Source organism: Vibrio sp. J2-4 (assembly GCF_021728155.1).
Classification (GTDB): domain Bacteria; phylum Pseudomonadota; class Gammaproteobacteria; order Enterobacterales; family Vibrionaceae; genus Vibrio; species Vibrio diabolicus.
This window is the reverse complement of record NZ_JAKKCN010000001.1, coordinates 873,976-899,317: the sequence shown is the minus strand read 5'-3', so window position 1 is coordinate 899,317 and position 25,342 is coordinate 873,976. Positions and strand designations below refer to the sequence as shown.

Annotated in this window: 31 protein-coding genes and 1 pseudogene; 12 read left to right on the top strand and 20 right to left on the bottom strand. The window is 41.0% G+C overall.

Going from position 1 to position 25,342, the window contains the following annotated elements; translation table 11 throughout:
- Positions 1 to 122: 122 nt before the first annotated feature.
- Complete coding sequence (locus L3V32_RS04140; RefSeq protein WP_237283852.1) at positions 123 to 1,619, bottom strand: EAL domain-containing protein; 1,497 nt, start codon at positions 1,617 to 1,619, stop codon at positions 123 to 125.
- A gap of 388 nt (positions 1,620 to 2,007) precedes the next feature.
- On the opposite strand from L3V32_RS04140, the gene L3V32_RS04135 reads away from it, so the two are divergent.
- From L3V32_RS04135 to L3V32_RS04105, 6 genes are all read left to right on the top strand, one after another.
- Positions 2,008 to 2,454 (top strand): DUF3291 domain-containing protein, encoded by a 447-nt coding sequence (locus L3V32_RS04135; RefSeq protein ID WP_237283851.1) that lies wholly within the window; start codon positions 2,008 to 2,010, stop codon positions 2,452 to 2,454.
- A gap of 223 nt (positions 2,455 to 2,677) precedes the next feature.
- The gene (locus L3V32_RS04130; protein ID WP_074191235.1) at positions 2,678 to 2,974 is read left to right on the top strand and encodes a YkgJ family cysteine cluster protein; all 297 of its coding nucleotides are present in this window, start codon (positions 2,678 to 2,680) and stop codon (positions 2,972 to 2,974) included.
- Positions 2,975 to 3,574: 600 nt separating this feature from the next.
- Complete coding sequence (locus L3V32_RS04125) at positions 3,575 to 4,546, top strand: hypothetical protein (protein WP_237283850.1); 972 nt, start codon at positions 3,575 to 3,577, stop codon at positions 4,544 to 4,546.
- A 183-nt stretch (positions 4,547 to 4,729) separates the two neighbouring features.
- On the top strand, positions 4,730 to 5,230 hold the full coding sequence (locus L3V32_RS04120) for a GNAT family N-acetyltransferase (protein ID WP_203496104.1): 501 nt from the start codon (positions 4,730 to 4,732) through the stop codon (positions 5,228 to 5,230).
- Positions 5,231 to 5,373: 143 nt separating this feature from the next.
- Positions 5,374 to 5,682, top strand: coding sequence for a hypothetical protein (locus L3V32_RS04115; RefSeq protein ID WP_025787433.1), 309 nt, complete (start codon positions 5,374 to 5,376; stop codon positions 5,680 to 5,682).
- 154 nt (positions 5,683 to 5,836) lie between these two features.
- Positions 5,837 to 6,262, top strand: a complete 426-nt coding sequence (locus L3V32_RS04105) for an N-acetyltransferase (protein WP_237283849.1) — start codon at positions 5,837 to 5,839, stop codon at positions 6,260 to 6,262.
- 159 nt (positions 6,263 to 6,421) lie between these two features.
- Here the strand turns inward: L3V32_RS04105 and L3V32_RS04095 are convergent, their stop codons facing one another.
- On the bottom strand, positions 6,422 to 7,987 hold the full coding sequence (locus L3V32_RS04095) for a hypothetical protein (RefSeq protein WP_237283848.1): 1,566 nt from the start codon (positions 7,985 to 7,987) through the stop codon (positions 6,422 to 6,424).
- 49 nt (positions 7,988 to 8,036) lie between these two features.
- Between L3V32_RS04095 and L3V32_RS04090 the strand changes: the two are divergent.
- The 6 genes and pseudogenes from L3V32_RS04090 (at position 8,037) to L3V32_RS04065 (ending at position 12,982) form a co-directional block, all read left to right on the top strand.
- Positions 8,037 to 8,605: pseudogene (locus L3V32_RS04090) on the top strand (GNAT family N-acetyltransferase).
- A gap of 72 nt (positions 8,606 to 8,677) precedes the next feature.
- Positions 8,678 to 8,974: a YkgJ family cysteine cluster protein gene (locus L3V32_RS04085; RefSeq protein ID WP_237283846.1), complete on the top strand. Its 297-nt coding sequence runs from the start codon at positions 8,678 to 8,680 to the stop codon at positions 8,972 to 8,974.
- 466 nt (positions 8,975 to 9,440) lie between these two features.
- The gene (locus L3V32_RS04080) at positions 9,441 to 10,154 is read left to right on the top strand and encodes a site-specific DNA-methyltransferase (protein WP_025501416.1); all 714 of its coding nucleotides are present in this window, start codon (positions 9,441 to 9,443) and stop codon (positions 10,152 to 10,154) included.
- A gap of 49 nt (positions 10,155 to 10,203) precedes the next feature.
- Positions 10,204 to 10,584, top strand: coding sequence for a hypothetical protein (locus tag L3V32_RS04075; protein ID WP_237283845.1), 381 nt, complete (start codon positions 10,204 to 10,206; stop codon positions 10,582 to 10,584).
- A gap of 4 nt (positions 10,585 to 10,588) precedes the next feature.
- The gene (locus tag L3V32_RS04070; protein WP_025501418.1) at positions 10,589 to 11,851 is read left to right on the top strand and encodes a DUF6575 domain-containing protein; all 1,263 of its coding nucleotides are present in this window, start codon (positions 10,589 to 10,591) and stop codon (positions 11,849 to 11,851) included.
- A gap of 576 nt (positions 11,852 to 12,427) precedes the next feature.
- Positions 12,428 to 12,982: a porin family protein gene (locus L3V32_RS04065; RefSeq protein ID WP_237283844.1), complete on the top strand. Its 555-nt coding sequence runs from the start codon at positions 12,428 to 12,430 to the stop codon at positions 12,980 to 12,982.
- A 36-nt stretch (positions 12,983 to 13,018) separates the two neighbouring features.
- Here the strand turns inward: L3V32_RS04065 and L3V32_RS04060 are convergent, their stop codons facing one another.
- The 18 genes from L3V32_RS04060 to L3V32_RS03975 all read right to left on the bottom strand — a co-directional run bounded on the left by L3V32_RS04060 (position 13,019) and on the right by L3V32_RS03975 (position 25,302).
- A complete protein-coding gene (locus L3V32_RS04060; RefSeq protein WP_237283843.1) occupies positions 13,019 to 14,062 on the bottom strand; it encodes a hypothetical protein in 1,044 nt (347 codons plus the stop codon).
- A gap of 3 nt (positions 14,063 to 14,065) precedes the next feature.
- Positions 14,066 to 14,467 (bottom strand): hypothetical protein, encoded by a 402-nt coding sequence (locus L3V32_RS04055; RefSeq protein ID WP_237283842.1) that lies wholly within the window; start codon positions 14,465 to 14,467, stop codon positions 14,066 to 14,068.
- Positions 14,467 to 15,945: an Ig-like domain-containing protein gene (locus L3V32_RS04050; RefSeq protein WP_237283841.1), complete on the bottom strand. Its 1,479-nt coding sequence runs from the start codon at positions 15,943 to 15,945 to the stop codon at positions 14,467 to 14,469. The genes L3V32_RS04055 and L3V32_RS04050 overlap by 1 nt, the downstream gene beginning before the upstream one ends.
- Before the next feature lie 11 nt (positions 15,946 to 15,956).
- Positions 15,957 to 16,775, bottom strand: a complete 819-nt coding sequence (locus L3V32_RS04045; RefSeq protein ID WP_025510244.1) for a hypothetical protein — start codon at positions 16,773 to 16,775, stop codon at positions 15,957 to 15,959.
- Entirely contained in the window at positions 16,772 to 17,074 is a 303-nt protein-coding gene (locus tag L3V32_RS04040; protein ID WP_021486499.1) for a hypothetical protein, read from the bottom strand. The genes L3V32_RS04045 and L3V32_RS04040 overlap by 4 nt, the downstream gene beginning before the upstream one ends.
- A gap of 2 nt (positions 17,075 to 17,076) precedes the next feature.
- Positions 17,077 to 17,439, bottom strand: a complete 363-nt coding sequence (locus L3V32_RS04035) for a hypothetical protein (protein WP_025818233.1) — start codon at positions 17,437 to 17,439, stop codon at positions 17,077 to 17,079.
- Positions 17,439 to 19,097 (bottom strand): hypothetical protein, encoded by a 1,659-nt coding sequence (locus L3V32_RS04030; RefSeq protein ID WP_237283840.1) that lies wholly within the window; start codon positions 19,095 to 19,097, stop codon positions 17,439 to 17,441. Before L3V32_RS04030 ends, L3V32_RS04035 begins: the two co-directional genes overlap by 1 nt.
- Positions 19,094 to 19,366, bottom strand: a complete 273-nt coding sequence (locus L3V32_RS04025) for a hypothetical protein (protein WP_025579421.1) — start codon at positions 19,364 to 19,366, stop codon at positions 19,094 to 19,096. Before L3V32_RS04025 ends, L3V32_RS04030 begins: the two co-directional genes overlap by 4 nt.
- Positions 19,367 to 19,481: 115 nt before the next feature.
- Entirely contained in the window at positions 19,482 to 19,925 is a 444-nt protein-coding gene (locus tag L3V32_RS04020; protein WP_005495338.1) for a hypothetical protein, read from the bottom strand.
- Entirely contained in the window at positions 19,915 to 20,235 is a 321-nt protein-coding gene (locus L3V32_RS04015) for a hypothetical protein (RefSeq protein ID WP_005495340.1), read from the bottom strand. The genes L3V32_RS04020 and L3V32_RS04015 overlap by 11 nt, the downstream gene beginning before the upstream one ends.
- Positions 20,232 to 20,813, bottom strand: coding sequence for a hypothetical protein (locus L3V32_RS04010; protein ID WP_237283839.1), 582 nt, complete (start codon positions 20,811 to 20,813; stop codon positions 20,232 to 20,234). The genes L3V32_RS04015 and L3V32_RS04010 overlap by 4 nt, the downstream gene beginning before the upstream one ends.
- Positions 20,810 to 22,081, bottom strand: a complete 1,272-nt coding sequence (locus L3V32_RS04005; RefSeq protein ID WP_029833099.1) for a hypothetical protein — start codon at positions 22,079 to 22,081, stop codon at positions 20,810 to 20,812. The genes L3V32_RS04010 and L3V32_RS04005 overlap by 4 nt, the downstream gene beginning before the upstream one ends.
- Before the next feature lie 159 nt (positions 22,082 to 22,240).
- Positions 22,241 to 22,603 (bottom strand): hypothetical protein, encoded by a 363-nt coding sequence (locus L3V32_RS04000; protein ID WP_031819766.1) that lies wholly within the window; start codon positions 22,601 to 22,603, stop codon positions 22,241 to 22,243.
- Entirely contained in the window at positions 22,603 to 23,040 is a 438-nt protein-coding gene (locus L3V32_RS03995; protein ID WP_005495347.1) for a hypothetical protein, read from the bottom strand. The genes L3V32_RS04000 and L3V32_RS03995 overlap by 1 nt, the downstream gene beginning before the upstream one ends.
- Positions 23,040 to 24,071 (bottom strand): hypothetical protein, encoded by a 1,032-nt coding sequence (locus L3V32_RS03990; protein WP_024701088.1) that lies wholly within the window; start codon positions 24,069 to 24,071, stop codon positions 23,040 to 23,042. Before L3V32_RS03990 ends, L3V32_RS03995 begins: the two co-directional genes overlap by 1 nt.
- Positions 24,064 to 24,474, bottom strand: a complete 411-nt coding sequence (locus L3V32_RS03985) for a hypothetical protein (RefSeq protein WP_021454039.1) — start codon at positions 24,472 to 24,474, stop codon at positions 24,064 to 24,066. The genes L3V32_RS03990 and L3V32_RS03985 overlap by 8 nt, the downstream gene beginning before the upstream one ends.
- A complete protein-coding gene (locus L3V32_RS03980; protein ID WP_237283838.1) occupies positions 24,467 to 25,003 on the bottom strand; it encodes a hypothetical protein in 537 nt (178 codons plus the stop codon). The genes L3V32_RS03985 and L3V32_RS03980 overlap by 8 nt, the downstream gene beginning before the upstream one ends.
- A complete protein-coding gene (locus L3V32_RS03975; RefSeq protein ID WP_139832014.1) occupies positions 25,003 to 25,302 on the bottom strand; it encodes a hypothetical protein in 300 nt (99 codons plus the stop codon). The genes L3V32_RS03980 and L3V32_RS03975 overlap by 1 nt, the downstream gene beginning before the upstream one ends.
- Between the last annotated feature and the right edge of the window lie 40 nt (positions 25,303 to 25,342).

The window sequence follows — 25,342 nt, the reverse complement described above, 5'->3', positions numbered from 1 at the left end:
CTCTGTTTGAATTCTAAGACTTCAACAGGCTTTTTATCGAACAGTGAACCCAAAAAGGTTCAGTAATAAAAAAGGTGCCGAAAGACACCTTTAATAATGAATACGCCCCATTATGCCTTGCTTTAAGTCATCACAAGGTTGTTAATAGGCTCTGGTTTAGCGTAGACATACCCTTGAATAAGGTAAATAGAATGCTGAGCCAAATACGCGACTTGAGCCTCGCTCTCTACACCTTCTGCAATCATCTCACATTCCGCTTTCTTTGCTGCCGAGACAATAGAATCTAACACTTTCAATTTTTGGTCATCAGAGCCTATTGGATCGATGAACATCTTATCCACTTTTAAGCATCGGATACCCAGATCTTGCAAATAAGAAAAGCCGCCATACCCAGTCCCAAAATCGTCAATTTTGAACTTGTAGCCTTTATTCGCCAGATACAAAATCTCTTTTTTCGCTGCCTCTGTATCTTTTACAGGAATTCGCTCGGTCAACTCAAAATGCACTCTCTTCGGACATGGCCAATTCAGTTCTGACAGTAACTTAGTGAGTTCACCTGACTCTAAATGGGAAGAAACAATATTGATGCTGACCCACACATGCTCAGGTAACACACTAAGATCTTGTATGATTTTACGAATAAGCTGATTCGTCATTGGGACAATCAGACCACTTTCTTCTGCAGCGCCGATGAACATGTTTGGCGGCACCATACCATCACGGCGAGACCACCGAATCAGTGCTTCATACCCCACTGTTACACCATCACGGCTATCGACAATCGCTTGGTAATAAGGGACAAATTCCGCATTATTAATCCCATTCTGGATCAAGCCTTTGATAGACTTTCTCAAGCTCTTACTGAACACATATACAAACGCAAAAGCCAGCCCCATAAGCACACTGACTAGGCCTCCCCATAGAAAGACTCTTTCCTGAGCATAACTCTTCAGTTTCTCGCCACTGTGTATTTTGATGAGCATATTGGCTTGAGAATCAGCCGAGAAGAATAACTCTTTTGAAACTGCCGCTTCTTCTGCTGCAATGGCTGGTTTTCCTCGACTTATTGTTAAATCTCCAAATACAGGCTCATCATATATAAACTCGACGAACAAACAGTCTTCACAAGGCGTTTTTATCACTTCTTTAACCCAACTATTATCGAGAACCCAGACAACTTCAACATGTTCATTTTCATAAATGACCATCCACTCAACTTGATCTTGGTGTTCCGGTAAAATAAGTGATGCAAAAAAGTTTTCGCCAAGCTGAAATCGTTGCGCATTGGATAAATGAGATACTTCACGACCAATCGTGGAGCATGTTTTACCGTCACTCGTTTCCATCGCAATAAAACGGATGTAATGGTTATAAAAACGTGGATCGCGTAATGTTCTAACATCACTATTACTGCACGTGAAATCTAACTGCGCAACCTGCTTTACAATCGCCTCATCCAAATACATGGATCGTTGGTGTAAATAATCGACATAGGTGTCTATTTTAGTCTCTTTGATATAGCTGATGTAAAAATTGGCTATTGAATTAAAAGCCACAACAAAAACAGCAATGGGAACTAGGCCAAGCAAAATGGCATTTCTTGTTATCTTTGTAATCAAAGCTCCTCCTAACGTTCAGCCAAACAACTTAAATTAATGAGTGACATGAACACTATCTCACGTTCACACACCAAAAAGTGAGGATCGAATCTCAATAAGAAGTATAGAAGCGCAAGGCTTGCCACAGAAAATGAGAGTACTGCTGCATATCCAAGATAGCAACTCTCTTGAGTGAGACTTACCGACGATAATCGCGAGAAAAGAGGGGCTTATGCTCAACATAACCAATGTATAAAACGACTTTTTTGCCATCCAATGACTCGCCACAGTCACTAACTTTCCAATTGACCTTTGAAGGCACTAGCAACACACTGCATGATAAAATAGGAAAAGCTACTTAGAGCTTTTTACCAGCATTACAGGCTTATCGACCAGGGAGGGTCATGAAATGAAATTAGCTCAATTAAATATTGCGCTTGCTAAATATCCTTTGGATGCACCAGAAATTAAAGATTTCGTAGACAATTTGGACTTAATTAATGGTATAGCTGAAGAAAGTGAAGGCTTTATCTGGCGTCTAAAAGACGACTCCGGTGATGCAACAAGCATTAAATTATTTAATGACCCGAACATGATTGTAAACATGTCTATTTGGGAAAGTACTGACTCACTTAAAAACTTTATGTTTCGTACCGGTCATAGAGATTTTATGCGCCGAAAAAGCGAATGGTTTCATCGTCTAGCGGAGGATAGCTATGTTCTGTGGTGGGTAGAAGACGGTTATATACCAACACCACAAGAAGCCTTGTTACGCCTTCAGCATTTGCGCGAAAACGGAGATACGCCATTTGCTTTCACATTTAAAACAAACTTTACAGAAGCAGCTCTTGTGTAAAGTACATGTATGCCAAAGAACCGGCGTTCAAATTTACACTGACTATAAGGTTAATTGGTGTGAATCACTGTCAGTTCTACCGACTTACTCGGAAAGAAATGCAAGTGAACGCATGAAATGCGTTCACTAGGTTTATCGTTCATAGGGTGTTCTATTTCAGAAATAAAGTTCATTCGTGCTAAATTTACGGTACCATGCACAATTGACCAAATTGTAGTTATTCATGATTATACCAACTAAGACTCCCTCTCCCCTGCCCTCTGATGTATCTTGCTCTAACTGTAAGGCTTGTTGTTGCCGTCTCGAGGTTATGATTATTTCAGATACTGGCGTACCTGAAGAGTTTATTGCGCGTGACCAATATGGAGGCGAAACAATGATGCGGCTAAATGATGGTTGGTGTGCAGCTTTAGACAGAGACACATTAATGTGTACGATTTACGAAAATAGGCCTTGGATTTGCCGCGAATTCGAAATGGGCTCCAATGAATGTTTAGATGAACGAGTTAAATTCTTGTAAAACCACTCAAATTTACACTGATGGCAATGCGGAGTATTTGTAGAAAGTGTGCAAAGGAAAAGTAAGGTGTTTAAATCTGAGTATCAACAAATTATGGATACAAAAAAGCCCACCGTTTGGTGGGCTTTTTCTAAAATTTGGTGGGTCCGGGCGAACTCGAATCGCCGACCCCTACCATGTCAAGATAGGATGAAAATTATATTTTTTCATTTTATTTTCATAAGGTTGCGCATAATTCTCTATGTATTTTATCACTCAAAAAAGCGGGAATTTGCAAAATGTGCACACTTAAAAATCAACCACTTACTGAAATGAAACTACTGTATTTTACCACCCTAACGAGCCCTAACCTTGCCAACGAGATGGCACAAAGTTTAAGCAATGTATCAAGCTGCTTTTTGCAATCTAATTAACCACCACAATCACTAACTTTCTAATTTATCTTTGAAGGTACATGTAAAAAACTGCATGATTAAAAATCAAAGACGGCTTGTAGCTGTTTAACAAGCGTTAGTTAACAACACGTAAGTATTTAGCTTCATCAGTAATAAGCGATAGGCTATAATAAATGCCTATTGAGAATATTGGCTAGGAACAGTAATGGGTTATTCAGAGTTATCTCAAGCTGACATTGATAAAAAGGTTGAAGCTGGCGAATTTAAGCGAGATGAAGTTGTAGTAAGGGATAATCGAACAAAACAAGTTGTTCGATTTGAAAAAAAATCTAGACATGAATCAGAAATTTTCCCAAATACATTTATTCAAGTTAACAATAACTATATATATCAATTTGATATAAAAGAAGTGTTATGTAAGATAAAAGAGCAAAATCTAAAACAGGAATATAGCGAACTAGAGGTTAAATATAACATCCTGTTGGATTTCATCGAAATGCATGATGAGGAAGATGACTTTACATCTGATATCTATTCTAATGCAGTTTCTCTTTCTCGAGAGTTTGAAAGTAAGGTTGCTCAGTTAATTAAGGAACTTGATCTTCAATCAGATGATAATGTAGATCGTTTGGTTAATGTATTGAAAGCTTATGTAAATGTTATTTTTTCCTATGCTATATTTATGTTTATAAAGGACAGATCTAAAAGAAAAGTTAAAAGCGTTATTGATAAAAAAATTCTTGCATTGCGTAATTTAATATTACCATTATATAAAGATTTATTAATGCCATTCACGTCAGTTCGCAAGGATTACTCTAATGAAATTATTGAAGTGCCTGACTTAGATAACTCTTTTTATATAAAGCATTTTGAATCAAGAGATTTAAACATTAAAGTTTTAGACTTGTTAGTTGATTTTGATGATCGTTATCAGTCATCGGTTGAGATATTTGAATTATGTAAGGATCATAATTACGCGTTACAGCGTGTCTCTGATTCGCGCCATCATCATTATGGCAAACCTCCAAGAGATAACTTGAAAGAGATAGCGTACCGTCTGTATTACATACTAGTTGATCTTTCAAAGATTGAAGAGCTGATAAACGAAGTCGATCAACTAGAACTAAAAAATGAAGATCTAAAAAAGAAAATATTTACTCGTTTAGAAGTTAACTAACAAAGCATTTAAGAGTGATTCCCAACGCTTGGCATTTTTCATTCCATCGTTGGGTTTCGTGTTTACGGTGGTATGGTTAAGTTTCGTGGTAGCGTGGCTCACACCTTAATGCGGCGTTAGTTGTTGCCGGAAATCTTGAACTCATGTACAAAGCAATTCCAATTACAATAGGAGTTAAGTTGCATGAGTTTAGTTGTACGTCAGGTGACTCTCGATGATGCTGAAGGCATTACAAATGTCCTCAATCCCATCATTATTGAAGGCTTATACACGGTATTGGACACAACCTTTACCCCTGAAGAAGAAAAAGAGTTTATTGCTCAATTTCCTGAGCGCGGTGTGTTTACAGTTGCGTTGTCCGGAAGTGACTCAACGGTTATTGGTTTCCAAAATATTGAGCCGTTCGCACAATACACAAAAGCTTTTGACCACGTAGGCATAATTGGTACTTTTGTCAGTGAAAATGCTCGTGGTCAAGGTGTTTCAAAAGAGCTTTTCAACTCGACATTCGAAGTTGCAAAGCAAAAGGGCTATGAAAAGCTATTTGCTTACGTCCGTAGTGATAATGAGCGAGCTTTGGCAGCTTATCTTAAACAAGACTTTGAAATTGTAGGTACTGCGAAGAAGCATGCAAAAGTTCGCGGGGAATACGTAGACGAAGTCCTCATAGAGAAGTTTTTGTAGGTGTTGAGTAGCAAAAACTAACAAGGCATTTAAGAGTGATTCGCAACGCTTGGCAGTTTCGCTTCGCTCAAGTATAGCCAAGCGTCGCTCACACCTTAATGCGGCGTTAGCAGACAAAAGTAAATCAAGGAAGAGGGTGCATTATGTCTGATAAAGTAATTAAGTCTTCAACAACTACAATTCAAGTCGGTGCGACTAAAGCAGATGGGAAATTAGAACTAACGGAGTCGGATTTAATTTTTATTCCGTACAACGAAAAGTTGGGTTTTGGTCCATATCAATTAAAGCGCCAAGACATTACTGCCGTAGCTAAGTGCTTGGGCAAAGGTGGTGGTGTAATTCCAATCACTACGGATGCATTTCGTATAAAATTAGCCAACAATACGTGTTACGAGTTTATTGTAGCGAAGCCAGAGCAATGGATAGAAGCACTCGGTGAAATTGTCAGCTAACAAACAATTCAAGAGGGATTCGTAACGCGTGGCATTTTTACTATGCGTTGATTTTTGTGATTAAGGTGGTTTGCAGCGGCATTGGTATTGCGTTACTCACCCCTTAATTGGGCGTTATATTGCCCCGATAAATTCGGCTATTTAGAGCTTTAAAATGATAAGAAAGTACAACGAAAATGACATGGATTCAGTTCTTGAAATTTGGCTTAAAGCGTCAGTTAAAGCTCACGATTTCATTTCGGCTGAGTTCTGGGAATCTCAAGTAGAAAACATGCGTAGCATCTACATTCCAGCTTCAGAAACTTACGTTTACGAAGCTGAGTCGAAAGTAGTCGGCTTTTACGCACTGTATGAAAATAGCCTAGCTGCTATATTTGTCTCTCCTGAACTTCAAGGTAAAGGCATTGGTAAGCAACTATTGAGTCATGCTAAAACTCAGAGGGCGGTATTGAGTCTTTCTGTATACAAGGAAAATCAGGCTAGTTATCAATTCTATTTGTCTCAAGGCTTCAAAGTCGTGATTGAGCAATTGGATGAGCACACTGGACATTCCGAATACACAATGAGTTCGGGCATATAACAAACTGTTCAAGAGGGGTTCGCAACGCGTGGCATTTTCATTATGCGTTGTTTTTAGTGGTTAAGGTGGTATGCAGAAGCTTCGGTATTGCGTGCCTCACACCTTAACAAGGCGTAAGTTTTCCCGTGCTCTAATAGAATACGGGAATTAAATGAAGGCTTAGAATAAGTTGTCTCGAATAATGGCTACATTGTTTTTGCCAGCATGCGAATCGCTAGCCGTTTTAGCAAATGTAACACCATATCGCTCATCACCAATAAACTTGGCTTTGTTGTGGCTACCTTCAGTTATAACTTCTATATTCGCCATGGCAAAAATTTCTCGAAGCTTTGGTGTCAAAGAGCGATAATCCCTCAGTTCTTTCTTAAGTTCTTCAAAAAACTTCGTTTTCAATTCGGATGTCTCATTGTTCTGGATGATATCTAGAAGGACATCCTTACGGCGTGAATATTGTTTTGCTGACTCATAGGCCAGTTTGAGACTATCGACTAAAATGTTTAGGATCTCACCTTCATAAAGCTCACGCTCTTTACCCATATTCAATGCAGGCACACCAAAGTGTTGTCCTTCAAAACGCGTTTCAAGGTGTTCAATTTTAGCTCTTAGGATCAACAAATTGTTTTCCAGCTCTTCCTTATCTGATTCGGAATCATAATACATACTTTCTGTATCTGTAAGGTTAGTGGTTAGCTTTTCAATCTCTGCATTAGACGTTTCTTGTTGGCGATCAAGCTCTTCCATCGCTTCTTCTAGCAACTGCTTGTAATCTGAGTCTTCTGTTAATGAAGAAACTTTTCTAGTTAAAGCAATTCGCTGATCTTTTTGCCGCTTAGCTCGAACATCTGTCGGTGAAAAGTGCTCTTTACGATATCTCCCGTTTGTTGTGTGTGTTACGAGAGACAGCAACTCATGTAACACGTGTATATTTTCTTGCTTCCACGATTCGATTTGATCGCTAAGAACTAATGAATTGCGCGGAACATCTCCACCAAAAAGTGGTTGAACAATATTAACGGCTCCATCCCAAGCTGAATAGCGTTTAGTCAATACGCTTTCCATAAAGCCATCATCTGTATCTTCTGGAAAAACCACCACTTGCGCAAGACCAAGTAATTGTTGCTGTAGTCCGATGTTATGGATGTATTTGTTCTTACTAACAAGCACTAGTGGGTAGTCTCTCTCAGGCCGAAAAATTTCCCATTTTAGCGCGCGAATATCGTCTTCAGTATTTAAGAAGTTTACTTTTAGTCCGACGGTATCACGTTTAAGCAGTCGACTATCAGAAAGGTATTTAACAATTAAAGGTCGCGTAGTAACGACTGTTCCTCGCACCTGAGTACTAATATCGTTTACTTTCAACTGAATCGAGAACTTGGTCATTCCGTCCTCTTCTTTAATTCCGATTTCAGTTTCCCAGTGACGACCTTTAATTTCATGATCTGGGTGAGTAAGAAGTACAGAGTACATTTTAGGTTCTAGTGCGACTGCACAGAATGTACGCACGGTTATATTATCAAATTTGTAGTTGCAACCGCTTTTTAGCGTTTCAACATCAAACTCTTCCTTTGTTTTGAATTTAATCCAGCCACATACCGATTGAAGTGCACGTTCTGTAGCATTGTTGCCACTTAGCTCAAAATCGTTAACATAAACTAACATTGTAAACCCTCGAATAGACACGCAGAACAGAATAGCACACCCCTTTTTTTGTGCAATCCATTGCACAAAACTAACAGGCATTCAAGAGTGATTCGCAAAGAAAAAGGAACTGATTATGTTTAAGATTGAGACTAAGCGATTGATTGTTAGGGACATGAGCCTAAAAGATAAAAGCGCTTTTGTTGCTATGTCTCAGGATGCTAAATATCAACGTTTTTATGATGAGAGTGATTGTGACCCTAGTAAATACAGAGAACTAACAGACTTATTCATTGTTCAGGCCTCTGAAAATCCAAGAAAATCATATCAATTAGCTGTTGAGTGTAAGGTGTCAGGAAAGTTCGTTGGGACTATTTGTTTACGTTTAGAGGGCAATCAGCAAGCTTCAATTGGGTGTGCGTTCTCTAGAGCATCTCAGGGTGATAAGTTGAGCTATGAAGCCGCCTTAGCTCTCGCAGATTTTGGTTTTTCGGAATTGGGAATTCACCGTATCTATGCGAAGACCATTAGTAGGAATCTACCAGCAATTAAACTCTGTAAGTCTTTAGGTATGCGTCAAGAAGCTCATTTTAGAGAGCATCGCTTTTTCAAAGGCCAGTGGTGGGATACAGTAATTTGGCAGTCCTTCGAACTGAATGGCAAGACACAGCAAAACTTAAAGAATGGATTTCTGTTCATAAATGAGTCATTTCAGAAATAAACATAGTTCGCGCTGAATTTACGGTATCATGCACAATTGACCCAATTGAGTTATTCATGATTATACCAACTAGAATTTCCTCTCCCCTTCCCTCAAATGTATCTTGCTCCAACTGTAAGGCTTGTTGTTGCCGTCTCGAGGTTATGATTATTTCAGATACTGGCGTACCTGAAGAATTTATTGTACGTGACCAGCATGGAGGCGAAACCATGATGCGGCTAAATGATGGTTGGTGCTCAGCTTTAGACAGAGGCACATTAATGTGTACTATTTATGAAAATAGACCTTGGATTTGCCGTGAATTCGAAATGGGTTCTAATGAATGTTTAGATGAACGAGTAGAGTTATTGTAAAACCGCGGTCCGGACTGAGCGAGTGATTCGCAAGGCGCGCTATCGTGCGTTGCGTATATTGCTTTCCTTCGAATCAGTATTTGCATTGTAGTGTATGAGCCTTCAAAAACAATCTTCCTCTCAAAGAACTATGCAACCTACTAGACTAAACTAACGACTTATTATCGGCGATAAGGAAAGAGATATGTCCGCTGAAAATGACAAACAAGAAGTCACTGTTGTCGATAAAAAATGCCTTTTGTATCGATGGTTGTTTTTATGTGGATTAGTCAGGACGTGATCTGACCTATTACTCTAGCTCACTTTTTCCCCAAAACCACTTAGATTAAATATTCATGCACATCTTGTAAATGTAAACTTGCACTACCTATTAATGAGGTATAACTTACACCCTCAAATTTGAAGCTGTATTTGCATGCAATTTCGTATAAAATACGGCGTTTTTGATCACCGAATTTTTACAGGTATGGGTAAATTTAAGTTGTTTAATAATAGCGCTAGAGGCCTACATTGTGGTCTATACAATCTAGATGCGGTCGAGTGGCTCAAAAGCATTGACGACGCTTCAATAGATTTGCTCATTACTGATCCTCCATATGAGTCCTTGGAGAAACATAGAAAGGTCGGTACAACTACACGCCTTAAAAACAGTAAAGCATCTAGTAATCAGTGGTTTGAAATATTCCCGAATGAAAGGTTTGAGGAGCTACTTACAGAGGTTTATAGAGTTCTAAAAAAGAACTCTCACTTCTATCTGTTTTGTGATCAGGAAACCGCTTTTATAGTAAAACCAATTGCTGAATCCGTAGGATTTAAATTTTGGAAACCGGTAATTTGGGACAAAGTTCGCATTGGTATGGGGTATCACTATAGAGCAAGATATGAGTTCATATTGTTTTTCGAAAAGGGAAAACGAAAGCTAAACGATTTGGGTGTTCCGGACGTGCTTTCAGTTCCCCGCATTCATAGAGGTTATCCTACAGAAAAACCCGTTGAATTGATGGATATTCTAATAAAACAAAGCTCGACAGAAGGCGAACTTGTTTGTGACCCATTTATGGGAGCTGGCGCTGTAGGTGTTTCAGCTTTGAGTCATGACCGCAAATTTTGGGGTAATGATCTATCAGAGGAAGCGATTTCTATCACACAAACACGTATTAGGCCGTTGATTAACAAATAGAACCTAACTAATATGCAACAATGTTTTTTTTACGAACCTGTGCATATGTATGAGTGATTACCCAGATTACTATCCCGATGATATGCCTCCAAAAGATGCGATCGCTGCATCTGGAACAGCTTTCCGATTGGTGAATAGTAATCCACCTGTAAAAACCTGTTTTAGTTCTACACTTGAAGAAAACCCTGGAAGAAAAGCGAAAAAGCCAACTGATAGAGAAATGCTTTATGGCTCATCGTTATTCACTCAGAAAAAAGAAGCGCTCAAAAAGAAGAAGTTGTTCAAACCTCTTCGAAAAAAGCTATTGTCAACGGGCGCGCTTATTGAAGACGACGGAGTGATGAAAGAAACCGGAGGCCACCACCATATAACTGTATGGTTTAAAACGGACTCTGAACCACACACGCGATTCGAATGTATAGAAGAATGATGTAATGTACCCTTTAGTTCAAGAGAAAAGCTTAGGCACTATAGAGATAAATAAGGTCTACGAAGAATACGATGGGCCTAAACTATTTAGTGTAGTGAATGCCCTAGGCCTCTATTTCTTAGTTTATTGGATAGATGAACTAGAAGATGGAGACGTCTGGCTTTACGTTCCTATGTCTGCCAAACGATTAGAATCTCTCGAAACAGGTTCTCGCCTTTTGAGAGATGCTTTTCTTTACCCTGAAGAAAATTCAATTTTCAAAATCTTTACTGCATTCGATGGTAATAACCATAATATTGAGATCTTAGCTGCAGAAGATATCCCAGAAGAGGATCTTCCACCATGCGACTTCAGAATAGAAGACATTGAGTCGGAAGAAATCGAAGAATCAATTCTATCTGTAAATCACGAAATTCACATTTCTCGTCCTAGTCGTCGAGGGACTATGCAACTAAACAGCATTTCTAAAGTGCTAGATGGTTGGTCATCCCTATACGGTGAGTTTGTTCGTACTATTAACCTAAAAGATAGATTAATTCCGGTGGATGCAAGACCAGGCTCTTTTACTTTACGCCTAGAATCTAACCACTATGACCAGGTTGCACCGGTAATCGATGATTTCTTTGGTGTGATGGCTAGCTCCGACGATATACATCTCACCTTCATTGAGATGGGGATAGATGTCGAAGTAGTTAAAGACTTTCTATCTCTGATTGTAGACTCTTCTTATGATTTTAAGGTAACTCCTTTAGGTGAATTTGGAAGTCAGCATTTCCTCTCAAAAGTAAATGCTGAACGCATACTAAATGAAATAAAAACTTCTGAGTTAACCTATTTATCGAGCTTAAAAGTGCCTCAAGCTGATGACCTTTACCGAGTATTTTCGGTGGTCGACGCCAAGGCTTGCTTTGAAGAAGTTAATGAATATACCTTAAAGATCACTCCAAGACAGGTCGCTTACTACCTACATGCAGCTAGAACATTGGGATACCTCAATCAATCAAATCAGCCAACTTCCGCAGCTATGCAGTTCAACATGCTATCTCGTGAGGAAAAGCTACTGTCAGCAGCTATGAGGTTCCAAAGTAGTGATTGTGGCTGGGCTTGGATAAAGTGGTCTTCCGGTAAAACTTTGCTAGATATTGAAGATGGTAGCGGTTATCAATTCTTGCTCGACTGTGTACCTTCACTCAACTCAAACACAGCAAGAAGAAGGTCCAAAACTTTAAACTCTTGGTTAAGAATATTCAAAGCAGTACTACGTTAGTGAAGAGCCCCAATTGGGGTTCTTTTCATTTCATTGGTACTATCCTGACACTTTAAAAACAAAGTCTAGTAGACTCTTCAACTGAGAACCTTCATCCTAACTCACGAAAAATATAGTTTTTGACCCTTCCAAGAAACTACATGATTCATTCACTTAAAACCGAAAGAGTTTCTAAATTCATTAATTGCTAATTTAGTGACGCCTGTAAAATAGTTTTGTATACAAGCGGTTTTGGTGGAATTTCCCATGGAATGGTAAGGAACTAATAACTTCCCTAAAAGTGACGCATACCCATAGCATTTTAAGGTTCCAGTTTGGTTTCGCTTGGTAACTCGGTTAGACATTATAAATAAAAAAGCCCTTTCTATTTTGCAAGGGCTTTTTTATTTGCAGACTCCGACCGTAAACTCACCCTCTCAACCAGTCTAATCCCCCACTCTTTTTCTTTCGTGCACTCAAAAAACGTGACTAGGAAACTCAAAAAGAAAACTACTGACAACCCGCTAACTTAACGAGCCTGAAATGCCCTATTACATTAAGTCTAAAAACCTTTAATTTATTGATATTGGAGAAGTTATGAAAAAAATCTTATTCGCTTTACTTATACCATTCTTTGCTAATGCATCGACAATTGAACCAGATGGAAATGAGATAATATCATTGCGATATTCGGATACTAAATTTGCTGGGGAAAACCAAGCATTATTTGGCATTGCATTCTCTCATATTCGCGGTACTGGAAATGTTGGCTTTACTCTTTCTGCTGATGCACAAAATTTTGATAAAGATGGTAATTTTGTAGAAAACGTAGGCAAAGAATCGGAATCATTTCAACATTATAACATCATGGGCGGTTTAACTTATGGTGTTATAGATGAATTTTATGTTATACCAAAAATTGGCTTTACATATAGCAAATACAAAAACAAATTTGCAGACACAAATTGTTCAGTTTTGTTAGGTTGTCAGGATTTCATCAATACGGACAGAAAAGACAATTACGGCATCTCATATGGCATTGATTTTATGATGATAAGTAATTCCCTTGCTTATGGTATTGGTGTAACAGATGTTGATTATTTTGATGATCGAGACGTTAGATTAAATCTAAGCGTTGGATATAAATTTTAAACAAAAAAGCCGCTTAAACCGAGCGGCGTTTTTTATTTATGAAATATCGATTTCAAATGGATAATCGTTTCCAACTCCATTCCAGATAAGATCCCAAAGTGTTCTTACATCACCAACCACAAGATCATCTAAAAGCAATGCCGTATATGTGTAATTACCATCCGCATCAACTTCTGTATTAATAAACCAATTATCTGTGTTGTAAGTAAAAGTTACGCTAAGACCGCCCATTTTTACAACAAAGGTTGTATATGTCGTCTTATCTGCTGAGAATTTAATATCCATGATATGCGCACCTGATGCGCCATCAATCAAACCATCCCTAGCAATGATGTCGTATAGTTTTCCTACTGGTGGCCGTATTGTATATTCTGGATTAGTCAAAGAGCCAAATACGTTGAGCTGATAGCCTCTCATTGTTGGCTTGGTAACTCCTTTATCAGTAACAGTCATCACAGAAATAACTTGATCAACTGTGAGTGTTGCATCGCTTGAAACAGCATTACCTTTTGAGTTGGTTGCTTCAGCTCTGATTGTGTGAGTCCCTAAGCTTGGCTCAACAAATGTGTAAGTTGTTGAGTTGCTGCTAGGTTGTGCGACATTATCCAAGAACCAAACGATTGTTCCCGTTTCCCCGCCCCAATCAACGGTAATTGAAGCAGTGTAGTCTTGTGCCTCTGTAATTGTTCCGCTCGATGGGTTTGTTGTGATTGTGGGTGCCACAATTGACGGTTCAACAACAATCGTAACCGTGCTTGTATCCGTATATCCACCAAAGCCAAATACACGACAAAAGAACGCATTGTTGCCAGTTGATGACGGAGCAAACACGTAGCTAGATCCAGTAGCGCCAGAGATTGGAGTGCTTCCGTTGTACCACTGATAAGACAACGTGGATCCTAGACCATCAGCGACAACGGACAGTGTTAAGTTTTGAGAGTCCGTAATTGTGCCACCCACTGGTTGAGTGGTTATCATCGGTTTGCGTGCGACCTTTTCACCATCAAGGTAAACTTCATCAATATTAACGTCATTTAACTTTAACGTTCCGATTTCTACACCATTAAAATAGATAGCCATAAATTAACTCGTATACAGGTTTAACATGCTTCCAGAAACGGTATAACGAAAACCACCGAAACCAGATCCCGCCGCTGAAGAGTTGTTTGCTGCTGGTACTTTCGCTATTGGAATAACTGGCAATCGACCAGTGTTTAACGTACCAGAGGTAATAGATTCAGCATCTATATCTTTTTGTGCTTGAGCCACCATCTGACTCAAATATACATTCAATCCACCATCAGCATGCTCAACATAAAACAGTGGGTTATCTGCAAGCTGAGTGTCTGAAATATTAGTTAGCGAACCTACCGTCGTTGTTCCTGCCGGCTCACTTCTTGTTGCTGAATTTATAAATTGCTCAAGCATTACAACTCGCTTTGCCATAGCTTCTAATTCTGATTGTAACTTCTCAACGTCGCTCATTATTTAGTCTCCAGTGGTACGGCAATGCCCTCATTAGCTGGGGTGATTAACCATAGGTTTGATGGTGTTACCAGTTTTGTTTTTGTGTAGTCAAAATCCGTAATTTTGAAAGTTGCGCCATTGCTTAAAGTGGCGTCCTCGGATGATGTAGCAGTGAATGTCACTTCATCAGATTTCGCTAAGGCCGAGTAATATCCGTTGGCATCTATGGACGCTTTCGTACTATCACTTGAGCTCCAATTCACAACCGATGGGTTATCTGTAGAACTGACAACAATCCCGTTGTTGTACGTCACACTAGCTGTAGTTCTGCCAGTGTCGCCAACTGCAAGCTCGGGAACTGGCGATGTAATAAAAACAGCGGTAGGAACAACCGCAGTGATAGTTTTTGTGATGGTTTGAAAAACGCTGTCGTCGTAAGTTTCATCTTCCGATACAGCTAAGGCAGTAACTGTAACGTCACCACCAGCTATAGCTGTATAGGCGCCATTAGAATCAATCGTTAATATTGACTCATTACTTGACGTCCACTGCACAACGCTAGGGTTATCTAACGTACTTATGACGTGCTCGTCTACATACGTTACTGTCGCGGTAAGTGTTCCAGTATCGCCAGAAAAAACCGTATCTGGAAATGAAGACACGATAATTGATGAAGGTACGACTGGTGAAATGTCAAACGTTGCATCGCCACTTATATTATTGCCATAAGCAGGATCGGTGGATGTAGCTAAAGCCGTTATCGTTACCGAGCCAGCGTCTAAGGCATTAAAATTGCCTAAGCTATCGATTGTAAGTATTGACTCATCGCTAGATGACCATGTGACTATTCCAGAATCTTCCGCTGTAGTTGATGAGTTGCCGTCGCTATAAGTCACTGTCGCTGACAACGTACCAGTATCACCTCGAAATACCGAAGCTGGAACGCCAGATATTGTCACTGTGTTTGGCAATATAGGTTCAATAAACGTGATTTCTAAGTAGGTACCAGATGGGTTAGCGAGAACTTCTAATATTTTGGTAAGTTGGGCCAACTTAAACTCCGATACTGGTTGCGGTACCAGCAATCCAAAATTAGAAGGCGTAACCAGCCATAGATTCGATGGAGTGATCAGTCTCGATTGGTACGACTCAACATTGTAGATATTGATAACTAAGTGTCTTGGCCTTGGTGATGAATACTGTATCCCTACTCCATTACCTACGACTTGCTCAATGACCAATGTATATGAATCGTAAGTGCCAGCCGTTTGCATTGCCTGCAAAATGGCCATGTAGTTTTCGGCAAAGAAATCGCGGTTAAGTCCGGTAAGCACCGGAAATGTGTTGTTATCGTAAAGCAAGTAACCAAATGGTTTTGAACCAACCATTTCAGAGTTCATCTGAACTAACTCATTAATGATCACTCGCTGCTTAGCTGTGAGGGTTATATTATAGAAAAACTCGCACGCTTCATCGTTTCGAAATAACTGCGTCATTTCCCCTCCAATTAAGCATCAGTAATAATCACATTCTCTACAGGCAAATCCGGAATGAATTTTACGTTATAGGGTGTTTTATAAATGCCTTCCGACCAACTGGTACCATCATCTAACGAATACTCGGCTTTGATGTTTGACGCATACAAAGCATCACGGTTTATTTCAAAATACTTTTCTGGTTCGATATCCATTCCGATCCAAAAAAACGCATCAAAGTTGGCAAGAAACTTACTCACAATGTCATCTTGGTTATCGACCACCGCATTTGTGTTTCTTGATTTAGTGAGAGTGAGCTTCCACAAAATCGGCTTTTCTTCTTTTGCGGTCCATCGGTAAGTCTCAACGCCACCCTTGGTTAGAACAATGTCTTGCTCGATATCACCGACCATGTAGGTACTCGCAACCACAGCCGTTTTTTCCATATACGACGCGATTTGGTAGTTGATGTTAGCCGAAGGAGTGTAATCAATGGCAACGTGCATTTTCCCTGAATTCTCTTCCGTCATTTGCATAATGGAAGACTTGAACCCAAAGTTTTCTTCAAGCCCGGCAATGAGGGCATTTGGGGTTGTTGTTGGATTGTTTATTTTTAAGTTTGAGTTTTGGATAAACTCGGACATTTTCACGAAGAGAGATGCAATGATGGTTTCGATGGTCATATCGATTTGCGCACTAGCATAAAACACTTTGTATTCATCACTAGCGACAAAGGTGTTAAACGCCAAGCCAGAGAATTTATCATCTGACTCTTTAAACGCCTCAAAGTACGCTTCAATTATCGTGTCAAAGTCATCAGGAGTTAGACCCGTAGATGAATCCCATATCATGTGTATGAACCTGTAACATATTGAGTTTCTGCGGTGCCAGCTAACGTGTAACTCATTTTTAACGTAAAGCCTTCTACCTCGACTTTACTGTTAAGAACCATAATCGAACGTTTCACTGATTCGTTAATAATCCATGTGTTAAAAGCTGCTGCGTTAAAGTTAACCTCTGGCATGTACCAGTAATCAAAATCAAAACCAATACTAGGCGCGTAGTACAAACTGCCTTGATTGGTTTGAAAGTTGTTCTCGAAGCGAGCAACGTTTCTCCCTTTTCCTAAATACCCACTTAGCGATGCCATAATTACCTCAGTTTTAAATCTTCGAGATCTGATTTGAGTTGTTCAAGTTGGCTCTTGGCACCTTCATCAAGCACTCTTACCTCTCCAACTGCAGGTGAACCAGAGCCGCCCGTAACGGACACCACAACGTTTTGACCTGCAATTGAGATAGCCTGTTCAGCAATACCAATCGCCTTGTCTATGATTGTCTGAGCGTCTAACTGAGTATTTGTAATGTAGATTGAAAACTCTTCGCCCATAATGAGAAAACCTTCACTGTCAGCTTCCCCTGCGGATACGTTGATTACATCGTTTGGCTGGTAGGTTTTACCGTCAATTTCGACCTCAAGCTTTCCATCTGAAATTATTGCTTTTAGTAGTTTCATCAGAAATCCTTCGTTCGTAGGCTTAGGTCAGCTTCAACATGCACAACCACCGATTGGCCATCTTTTGCTGTGAGGGCATCAAAAACCGCCTGAGCCGACGCATCAATAATCTGATATTTACTTGAAACCCAAGGAAGGCTTGGCGTGGTAATTTCTGTTGAATCCTCAAAAGTAATCTTGAGAACTACTGCGTTTGCGCTAAACCACTTTTCGGAATTTGCCGTTCCAAAGAAAATCTTAAACTGCGGATTACTATCAGCATCAAGACCACTTGAGGCATAGAGCATATCAACTTGAGTTTTTGTAACAGGGAACTCGCCATTGCAGCTACCCATAGCCCAAGAAGACTTAAAGCCAGAGTTTTCCGTTGACGCAGTGCTGTGTGTGCCGATCCCAAGCGTAAAGTCGTAAGACTCGGAAGTTAGGCCAATAATCTGCATTTTGCTTTCTACGCCTATGTTTTGTTCAAGGGCGTTAAATAGATCCAACGTTTTCGCTGTATCGTGCAGTTCATATCGGAACCCAGTAGTGAATGGTGCCACGTACTGCTTACCCTTGTACTCAAGGTAAATCGCAGCGAATGGTTTACCTAAAGCGGCGGTATCTACAGTTACTCGAATCCAATTACTGGTTGTCGACGCTTCCAGAGCAATGATAGTGCCGCCATTTACATCGCTAGGAACAATGCTGCCATGGGAGGAGTTAAAACCATTGACTTCACCATCAACAATTCTCGCGGCAGTCATGCTGTGCCAGTCAGTAACATCTCGAGAGATTTTGAATATCGCAGCTCTTGACCATAGCGACGTAGAATCGACTTCGGAGTCGAGCAACAGCGCAGGAGATTCATCGGCTAATGCTGGTGGATATTTATTTGATAGCTCGTTGAGTGATGAAACCACAGCGGCCCCTTCCTCTGACGATGACGTATTCATTACGCCTAAAAAGTATTGTTCGCCTTCTTCTAGCACTGTTTCTGGCACCGAGAACTCGACTAAGTGAAATTCGTTAATACCAACCACACCGAATAATTCGCCACTATCAAGCACAAGCTCATAACCACCTTCGACTCGCTTGTAGAGAGAGACGATTGCCCTTTCTAGCTCTGAGCTAAAAATCATCACACCGCCATACACAACGTCGCCAGCCTGAGCAATAAGCTTGTTGCCCAAGTCTGACATGTTGTTTTCGTATTCTTCGACGGTTAGCCAAGGCTGCTTATTGGAATATCCAGTGTCATAAACTAAGTTACCGCCGTCCGATTCTGGCTCATCAAAAATGCCAAAATTGTACAGCTCAACCAACTTTGCTGAACTTACCTCAATCGAAGTCGATGTTTGTATTGAACTGTCGCTTGAAACTTGAACGATGATACTTGCGGTACCAGGCGAAACAGCCTCGTAATTTCCGGTTGTATCTATCGACATTACCGTCGCATCAGATGAAGACCAGTTGACAACATTTGGTGCATCTGAAGAGTTTACCTGTGAGCTGTCACTGTAATACACGGTAGCCGTTAACAACCCAAAATCCCCTACGTTAAGCGAACTAATGGTTTCGTTAATAGTCACACTTACAGGTGAGATAACGCTGGCTCCACTTCCCGTAGGTGGTGCCACCATTCCACGTTGAAATGGGATGTGCACGAAATAGCTCATGACGCATCGACTCTAATTGATGTTTGGTTAAATGCTTCGTGTGGTTTTTGTGCTGGTGTGTGGAAAAGCTTTTCGCCAGCTTTCATCGTAAAAGAAATCCAGTCTCTCACTAAAATCCCTTCAAACTCAGCTGGCACATCAGTCCCGGTATAAATGTAAATACCAATACCATCGGAACTTTGGTTTTGCACAAGTACAGCTGAGCCATCAGGAACGCCAGCATCGGTCCATTCACCAAACACCGATGCTTGGTTAGCTAAAGTCGTCATAATTCACCTTTGGTATTTAAGCGCTTGGCCAGATTGCGCGAATCAAACTGACATCACGGCAGTAACCAGCGCAGCTTGTTTGGGTATTGCTTCCTTTTTAAAACCTCAGTTGAGGCTATTGAAACGAAAGCGATCCCTTGAAAGTTTGGGTAGCTAGATCGTAGTCGCCGTCGATGGCAACGATACGTTTGCCGTTGTATGGATAGTTGAGTTGGGGAATGTGGTTGCAGACAAAACGATAAGCGTCAGTGACAATTGTTCGATTTGCTCTTTCTAGGATGTTTTCCGTTTTCACAAAATCACCAGCGTTAACATCCAGTGTAAAACCAAGCTCTTCGAGAAAATCTGTTGCGCAGCTAATTGCCCTCGACCTTGGTTGGGGCTCTTCTAGAAACTCTGCGCCTTGGATCATCTGTTTGGGCACTTCGTCATATTTGGCGAACGTGTAGCCTAGCGTTGTGGGTACGAGTTCAGGCAAAGAGGAAGCGTAAAAGTGGTTTCTCTCCCAATATTCCATCGAGAGGAGATAGTCACTGTTTAACGTAGCTCTAACTCTCATTTCTAATCCCTAGCAGCGCGTACCCGTCACCGCGCTTTCTGGTGGCATATTTACCATTAGGTTTGATGTAGAAATCGCCATTTTCATAAACAGGCAAAAACAGGTTTTCGAATATCAAGGCAACTTGCATTTCTTCGTATCCTGTCACCTCTGTTTGGTTTACCGTGACGACCGTTAGTGGCTCACCGTCGACCGCCAGCTCGTTAACGATTTGAGGAAGACTTCGAGCAATAAATGACTCTACCTTTCCCACTTCGTACCAAGTGAAATCATCAACTGCAATCCCCATTAGGACGAGATTTTTGCTCATGTTAAAACCTCAACTGTTTTGGGAATATTGGTTACTTGGTTTTGCGATGACGAACTACCAATAATTGATGTGTCACCTTTTTGCATTTCGAAAGTTAAGACTTTTTCTGTCGTATCCGATTTGGTCGCCAACGTCATGTTTAATAGCGTGCCACCAATAATCACCATTTCTGGACTGAAAAAGGAAACTCGCGGTAACGAATCTTGCTTTTGGAAAAGCCAACTAGCTAAACCAATCATGGCGTTTATAAAGTCACTACTACTGCTTCGGAGCGTTATAGTCGAAGTGTTGATGTTCCCCTTTAACACTGGCGTACCACCAGCAACGTCGATAGTTTTAACGACGGACTGTTTGTATCCGTCCGGTATCATGCCGATTAAATCTCCAATTATTGGAATGGGAATTGGCGTAGTTTTTCGCAAGTCTTGATATTCTTCGGTCAGAACCTTAATGCGCGCCTGATCGTCTTTCGTTAAATCAGCCTTGGCGTCTAGTTCAAGTAGTTCCTTTTGCTCTTCGCTCGACAACGTATCATCGAGATAAATGAGGAACAGCGGAGGTGCTTTCTCTGAAATCATTTCAACGGTCCTACGTCTGTTCTGGTTTTGTTGTTACGTGACTCTTTCTCAGCAATATCAACCATCATTTGGTTAATCTCGCCCCCACGTTTTTCAACGTAATCACCAAACATTTGCATTGGGGTTTTACCTGTTGCAGCCTCAATTGGCGTATAGGTACCAAACTGAATGAGTTTGTCGAAAAACGCCTCCCAAGTTTCCATGCTATTGATTGGCTGCTGTCCAGCTTTGATTAGATCGCTGCCTCGCTTGGCTAACTCGCTAGCGTAAGATATGGTGCTTTTGACAAAAGAGTTTTCTACTTTAACAGCGGCTATTTCTGCTTCGTCGGCAATGATCTTGCCTTTTACTTTGAGATCCAAAACATCCAAGTTTGCTTGAATGCGTTTAGCCTCGGAAGCGTCGGAAGAAACCACCGCTTGGGCTTGGCCTTGCGTCACACCGTCTATGATTTTCTTTTCAAAAGCCTTGGCGTCACCGATTGCCAAAATGCTTGATGATTTGTCAGAGCGATTTAGCGCTTTGTCTAGTTCCTCTGTCCTTACTTTTGAGCCAAGCATTGTGTCCATGATGTTCTGAAAAGTGAGGTCTTTATTTTCAGCGAGTAATGCTTTGAAAGGTTTCATGAATCTTGAGGCCAGCAATGCATCTTCATCACCGAAAACATCATTCATGTATTGGGCTGCAACTTCCGGTTTAAGCTTTGCCATTGTTCCGACAAAATCCAGAAACGCATTATCAATACCGTTTTGGTTTGCTGCCTCTTTGTACGATGCCATTTCTGGACGTTCTAGGGCACCGACAAAACCAGACAAAATACCTCGAATGTCAGATTGATCTAGACGAGCAGATATGCCAACCGCACTAAGAGCAGCGTAGCGCCCTCTGTTGATGCCTAAAGCATCAGCCGTATCGCTAATGTCCGACATTTCATTTAAGCGCTCTCTGGCTATTTGGGTGTATTCCTCTGCGCCTTGAAAAGCTTTAGTGGCAATATCCTTTGCCACACCAGCCGCCGTTGCAATCGCTTCACTGGCAAGATTGGCACCAGTAAGGATCATGAAGCCTTGTAACTTACCAAGTTTAGATTTTACTTTTTGACTGCCCTTTTCAGCTCCCTTCTCGAAGCCTTTACCGAACCAAAACTCAAAGTCATCTGCTGCCTGTTTTGAAGCGCGTCGAAGCTGCACTTCCATTTTCTTCGACTCTTCTTTCATTTTGCGTTCATCGAGCCTAGGAGCGAGGATAAATTCTGAACTAGCCGTCATTAACCATCTCCTCCTGTTGTTTTAACTGTCGATAAGCTTTTCGCAAAATCAGACCAATAAGATCGCCGCCGTCGATATCGGGACTATTCTCGATAATGTCAGCGGCAAACCCATCACCAGCGACTCGGAACTTAGCAAGTTCCTCAAGTTCGGTAGGGCTTAGAAAAAAAGCCCTGCGTCTTTTAGCGTCGAGCACTTAACCAAAGTTTCCAACACCATTTCTGCAAGTTCTGGCAACTCGTAGTTGTCGATGCTCGAAGCGTCGATTGACATACCATGTTTATTTTCATGGACAGCCACCAGCGCCATCATGTCGTAATAGTCAATTCGCTGAAATTCCATTAAATCCATGATGACCGTTTTCTTGTTTTCTGCATCCAGCGAAGTGAAATACTGTTTTGCTTGGTCGTGATCGACAAGCCCTTGAATGCGCATGGTTCTAGCGCGTGGAAGGTGAAGAATGAACCCTAAATAAGCCATATAAGCATTCCATGCTTTTGACCCTTTAAATTTAGCTATCATTACGCCACCGCTTTAAATTCGTCTTTGAAGTTTTTAGGCGCGACTTGAATAGTCAATTCAACGTCTAACGTAGATTCGGATTCATTAGCCGTGCCATTGCGAGGATCGTTTTTCAAAATACATTGCTTGGAAACAAGAGTTCGTCCGTTTTTCTTGTTGTACGATGTGAACTGAAAACGCTCTTCGCCTAAGAACAATTTTACGTAAAGCTCCAAATGCTGTTGAGATACGTTTCGAAGCTTTACTGATAGCTCGATAGGCTGAGTTAATCCGGTACCGACAATTTCACCGTCACCATAACCATTAGGATCGCAAAACATCTGCACTACCTTTTGGTTGTTTCGTCCAAGCTCAATCACCGAGATATAGCTGTATTCCTCACCGTCATAAACAACGGTAGTTTCCATTTCCCCAATTCGAAAATTGCTGCCAGCCATTATTGAGCCTCCGTTACTTCAATTCTTGCACGCCAAATAGGTTCAGCGTCTTTCACTTCTGCTTTACCACCAACCACATATTGCTCATCAGATTTGACGATGGAAATGTAGTTATTTGCATCAGGATCTAAGTAGAAATATGGGAAGCCTTCGTAAGTCTCGATAACTTCGGACGCGGCCTCTTCAATGTTTACTCGCTGAACGGCTGTATTGTTCGGTTCGTTGGTTTGAATGTAAGAGGTGATCGCCTCTTGTGTTTTTAGCTGTGCTTGACGGTCGATGTAAGCTTTAGTAATTGCGGAACCACCATTACCAAAGAAGCCTAAAGTCGGCCCATCAGAGCCATTCAAGAAGAAAGAAATACGCTTGTTAAACAAATCGTCGGCTTTGCCTACAGTAAACACTACTGACGCAGGATTGGATGAATCAAGCACGTAGTATTGGCAATTTCGCCAGTAAGCTTGTGACAGTAATCGACCAAACGCTTCATAGCATCCAGTGTATGAACCCGCATCATCAAGAAAGACGGTATCTTTCATCGCGATTTGTTCAGCCAATGCTTCGTCGCTGGTGGCGTAAGCTCTCACGCCGTCAAAATCCGTAAAGTCGATAGTTTGCGCCGTGGCAATATCAATCTCTTTAGAAAAGCAAAGCGTAAAGTAATCGGTCGGATCAAAGTCGATTGCATCTGTGCTTTCTGGATCAACTTCATCTGCAAGAATTAGCAAATAGAATTTCTCCAAGCCACCAGTCATCAAGTATTGAACTTCTGTATTTTCCGTGTAATTGGCAATAAGCGTCGGATCATAAATTGGCACTACTTTGTACAACGCAGGGTCAATAATATCGCGTGTTGCCTTGGCTGATTTTTTACTGGTTTTTACTGGGGCTTCCTCGCCCTCTTCCGCTGGTGGCGTGTAACTACCAGTAACCATAACTAGGCATTTATACAAAAAACTGTAGTCGGCCTCTGTAGCGGATTGAGCTTCGCTGATGCTCACCGCATAATCGAAAACAAGTGTATTACTCATAGTCTATCCACTTAAAATGTTTGATTTTTTCGCGTGTTTTGTCGAACTCGATTTCGCACGCAAAGTGAAATTCTTTAGCCACTGAAAGGACGCCAACAGAGAGCCAATCGGATGAGGCTTCCATATTTACTGAAGCCAGTGAGGTTTTACTGCCACTGCGCTTTTTGTAGCGATCAAACTTGCTACCTAGGACGCCAAAAACAGGCTTATCTCGCCCCATATCAGCGAGCGACAATCGAATGATCCCAAAAAAGCGAATGTGTGATTCAGAGAAGTACTGCTCACGCACACTTAGGTATTCGACATAAACAATGTCAGCACCGTCATGTAACGCCCCAGCCCAATCAACCGCCTTCAGACCGAAAATATTGCGGATCTCATCATGTAGAGCTTTTCTAAACATACTGAGCCTTTATCGAGTTAAAGAATGAGCCAGTATCGACCATAGGCCAGTCAAAACCTTTACCTTGAACGTTGTATCCGTTGTAACCGGTCCCGCCCTTAATCGTTGTTCGAGCGTTGCTGCCATAGTCTTTTCGCATGATCGGGTTGCGCACTAAAGCGCGGGCTGCGCTCTCAATACGACGAATCATTTCAGGGCTTACTGAGCCAGCATTGAATAGCCTTATCAGTTCGTTGGTGACTCGGATAACATCTTGGTTTTGAAAATGACTTTCCGCTTTTGAGAAAACCCCGTAACGGGTGTCCATGTATTCGGCAAGTTTGGTCATTTTTAGGTTGGTCTTACCTTGGGTACCTGTCTTAACCCGAGACGCTTGCTTTCCTTGAAACGATTTAAGTGGTTTTTCGTGGTCAGCCATTCTTGCCGTTTTGCTTTTGTCTAAAACGCCAATTCGAATATGGTGGGAATTAAAGTTTTTCATCTCTTTTTCTAAATTGGTGAAATCCAGTTCAATGTCTAACGTGAACATTAAAACCCTCCGCCAATGATTGGAATTCGGGCAGGTTTCACAACAGGCTGTTTATCAGAAAGAGAGCACCCGTTAGCCTCTGCCAGCGCCTTTAAGCGAACCAGAGTGAAACGTTTATTGCTATCTTGAGAAACTCGTTCAATTAGCACCTTTTGTGAAAACTGATAGCACTCACATTCACCTTCTGGATTTGCATTGATAGCGTTGGCAAAATCAATCTCATCCTGAAGCATTGCTTCTGATCCGCAGTTTCGAAGTATTGTGTCGATGAGAATTTGTGAATCTTCGGAAATCATCATTCTCTCCAAAAGAAAAGGGACTCAACAATGAGCCCCTACT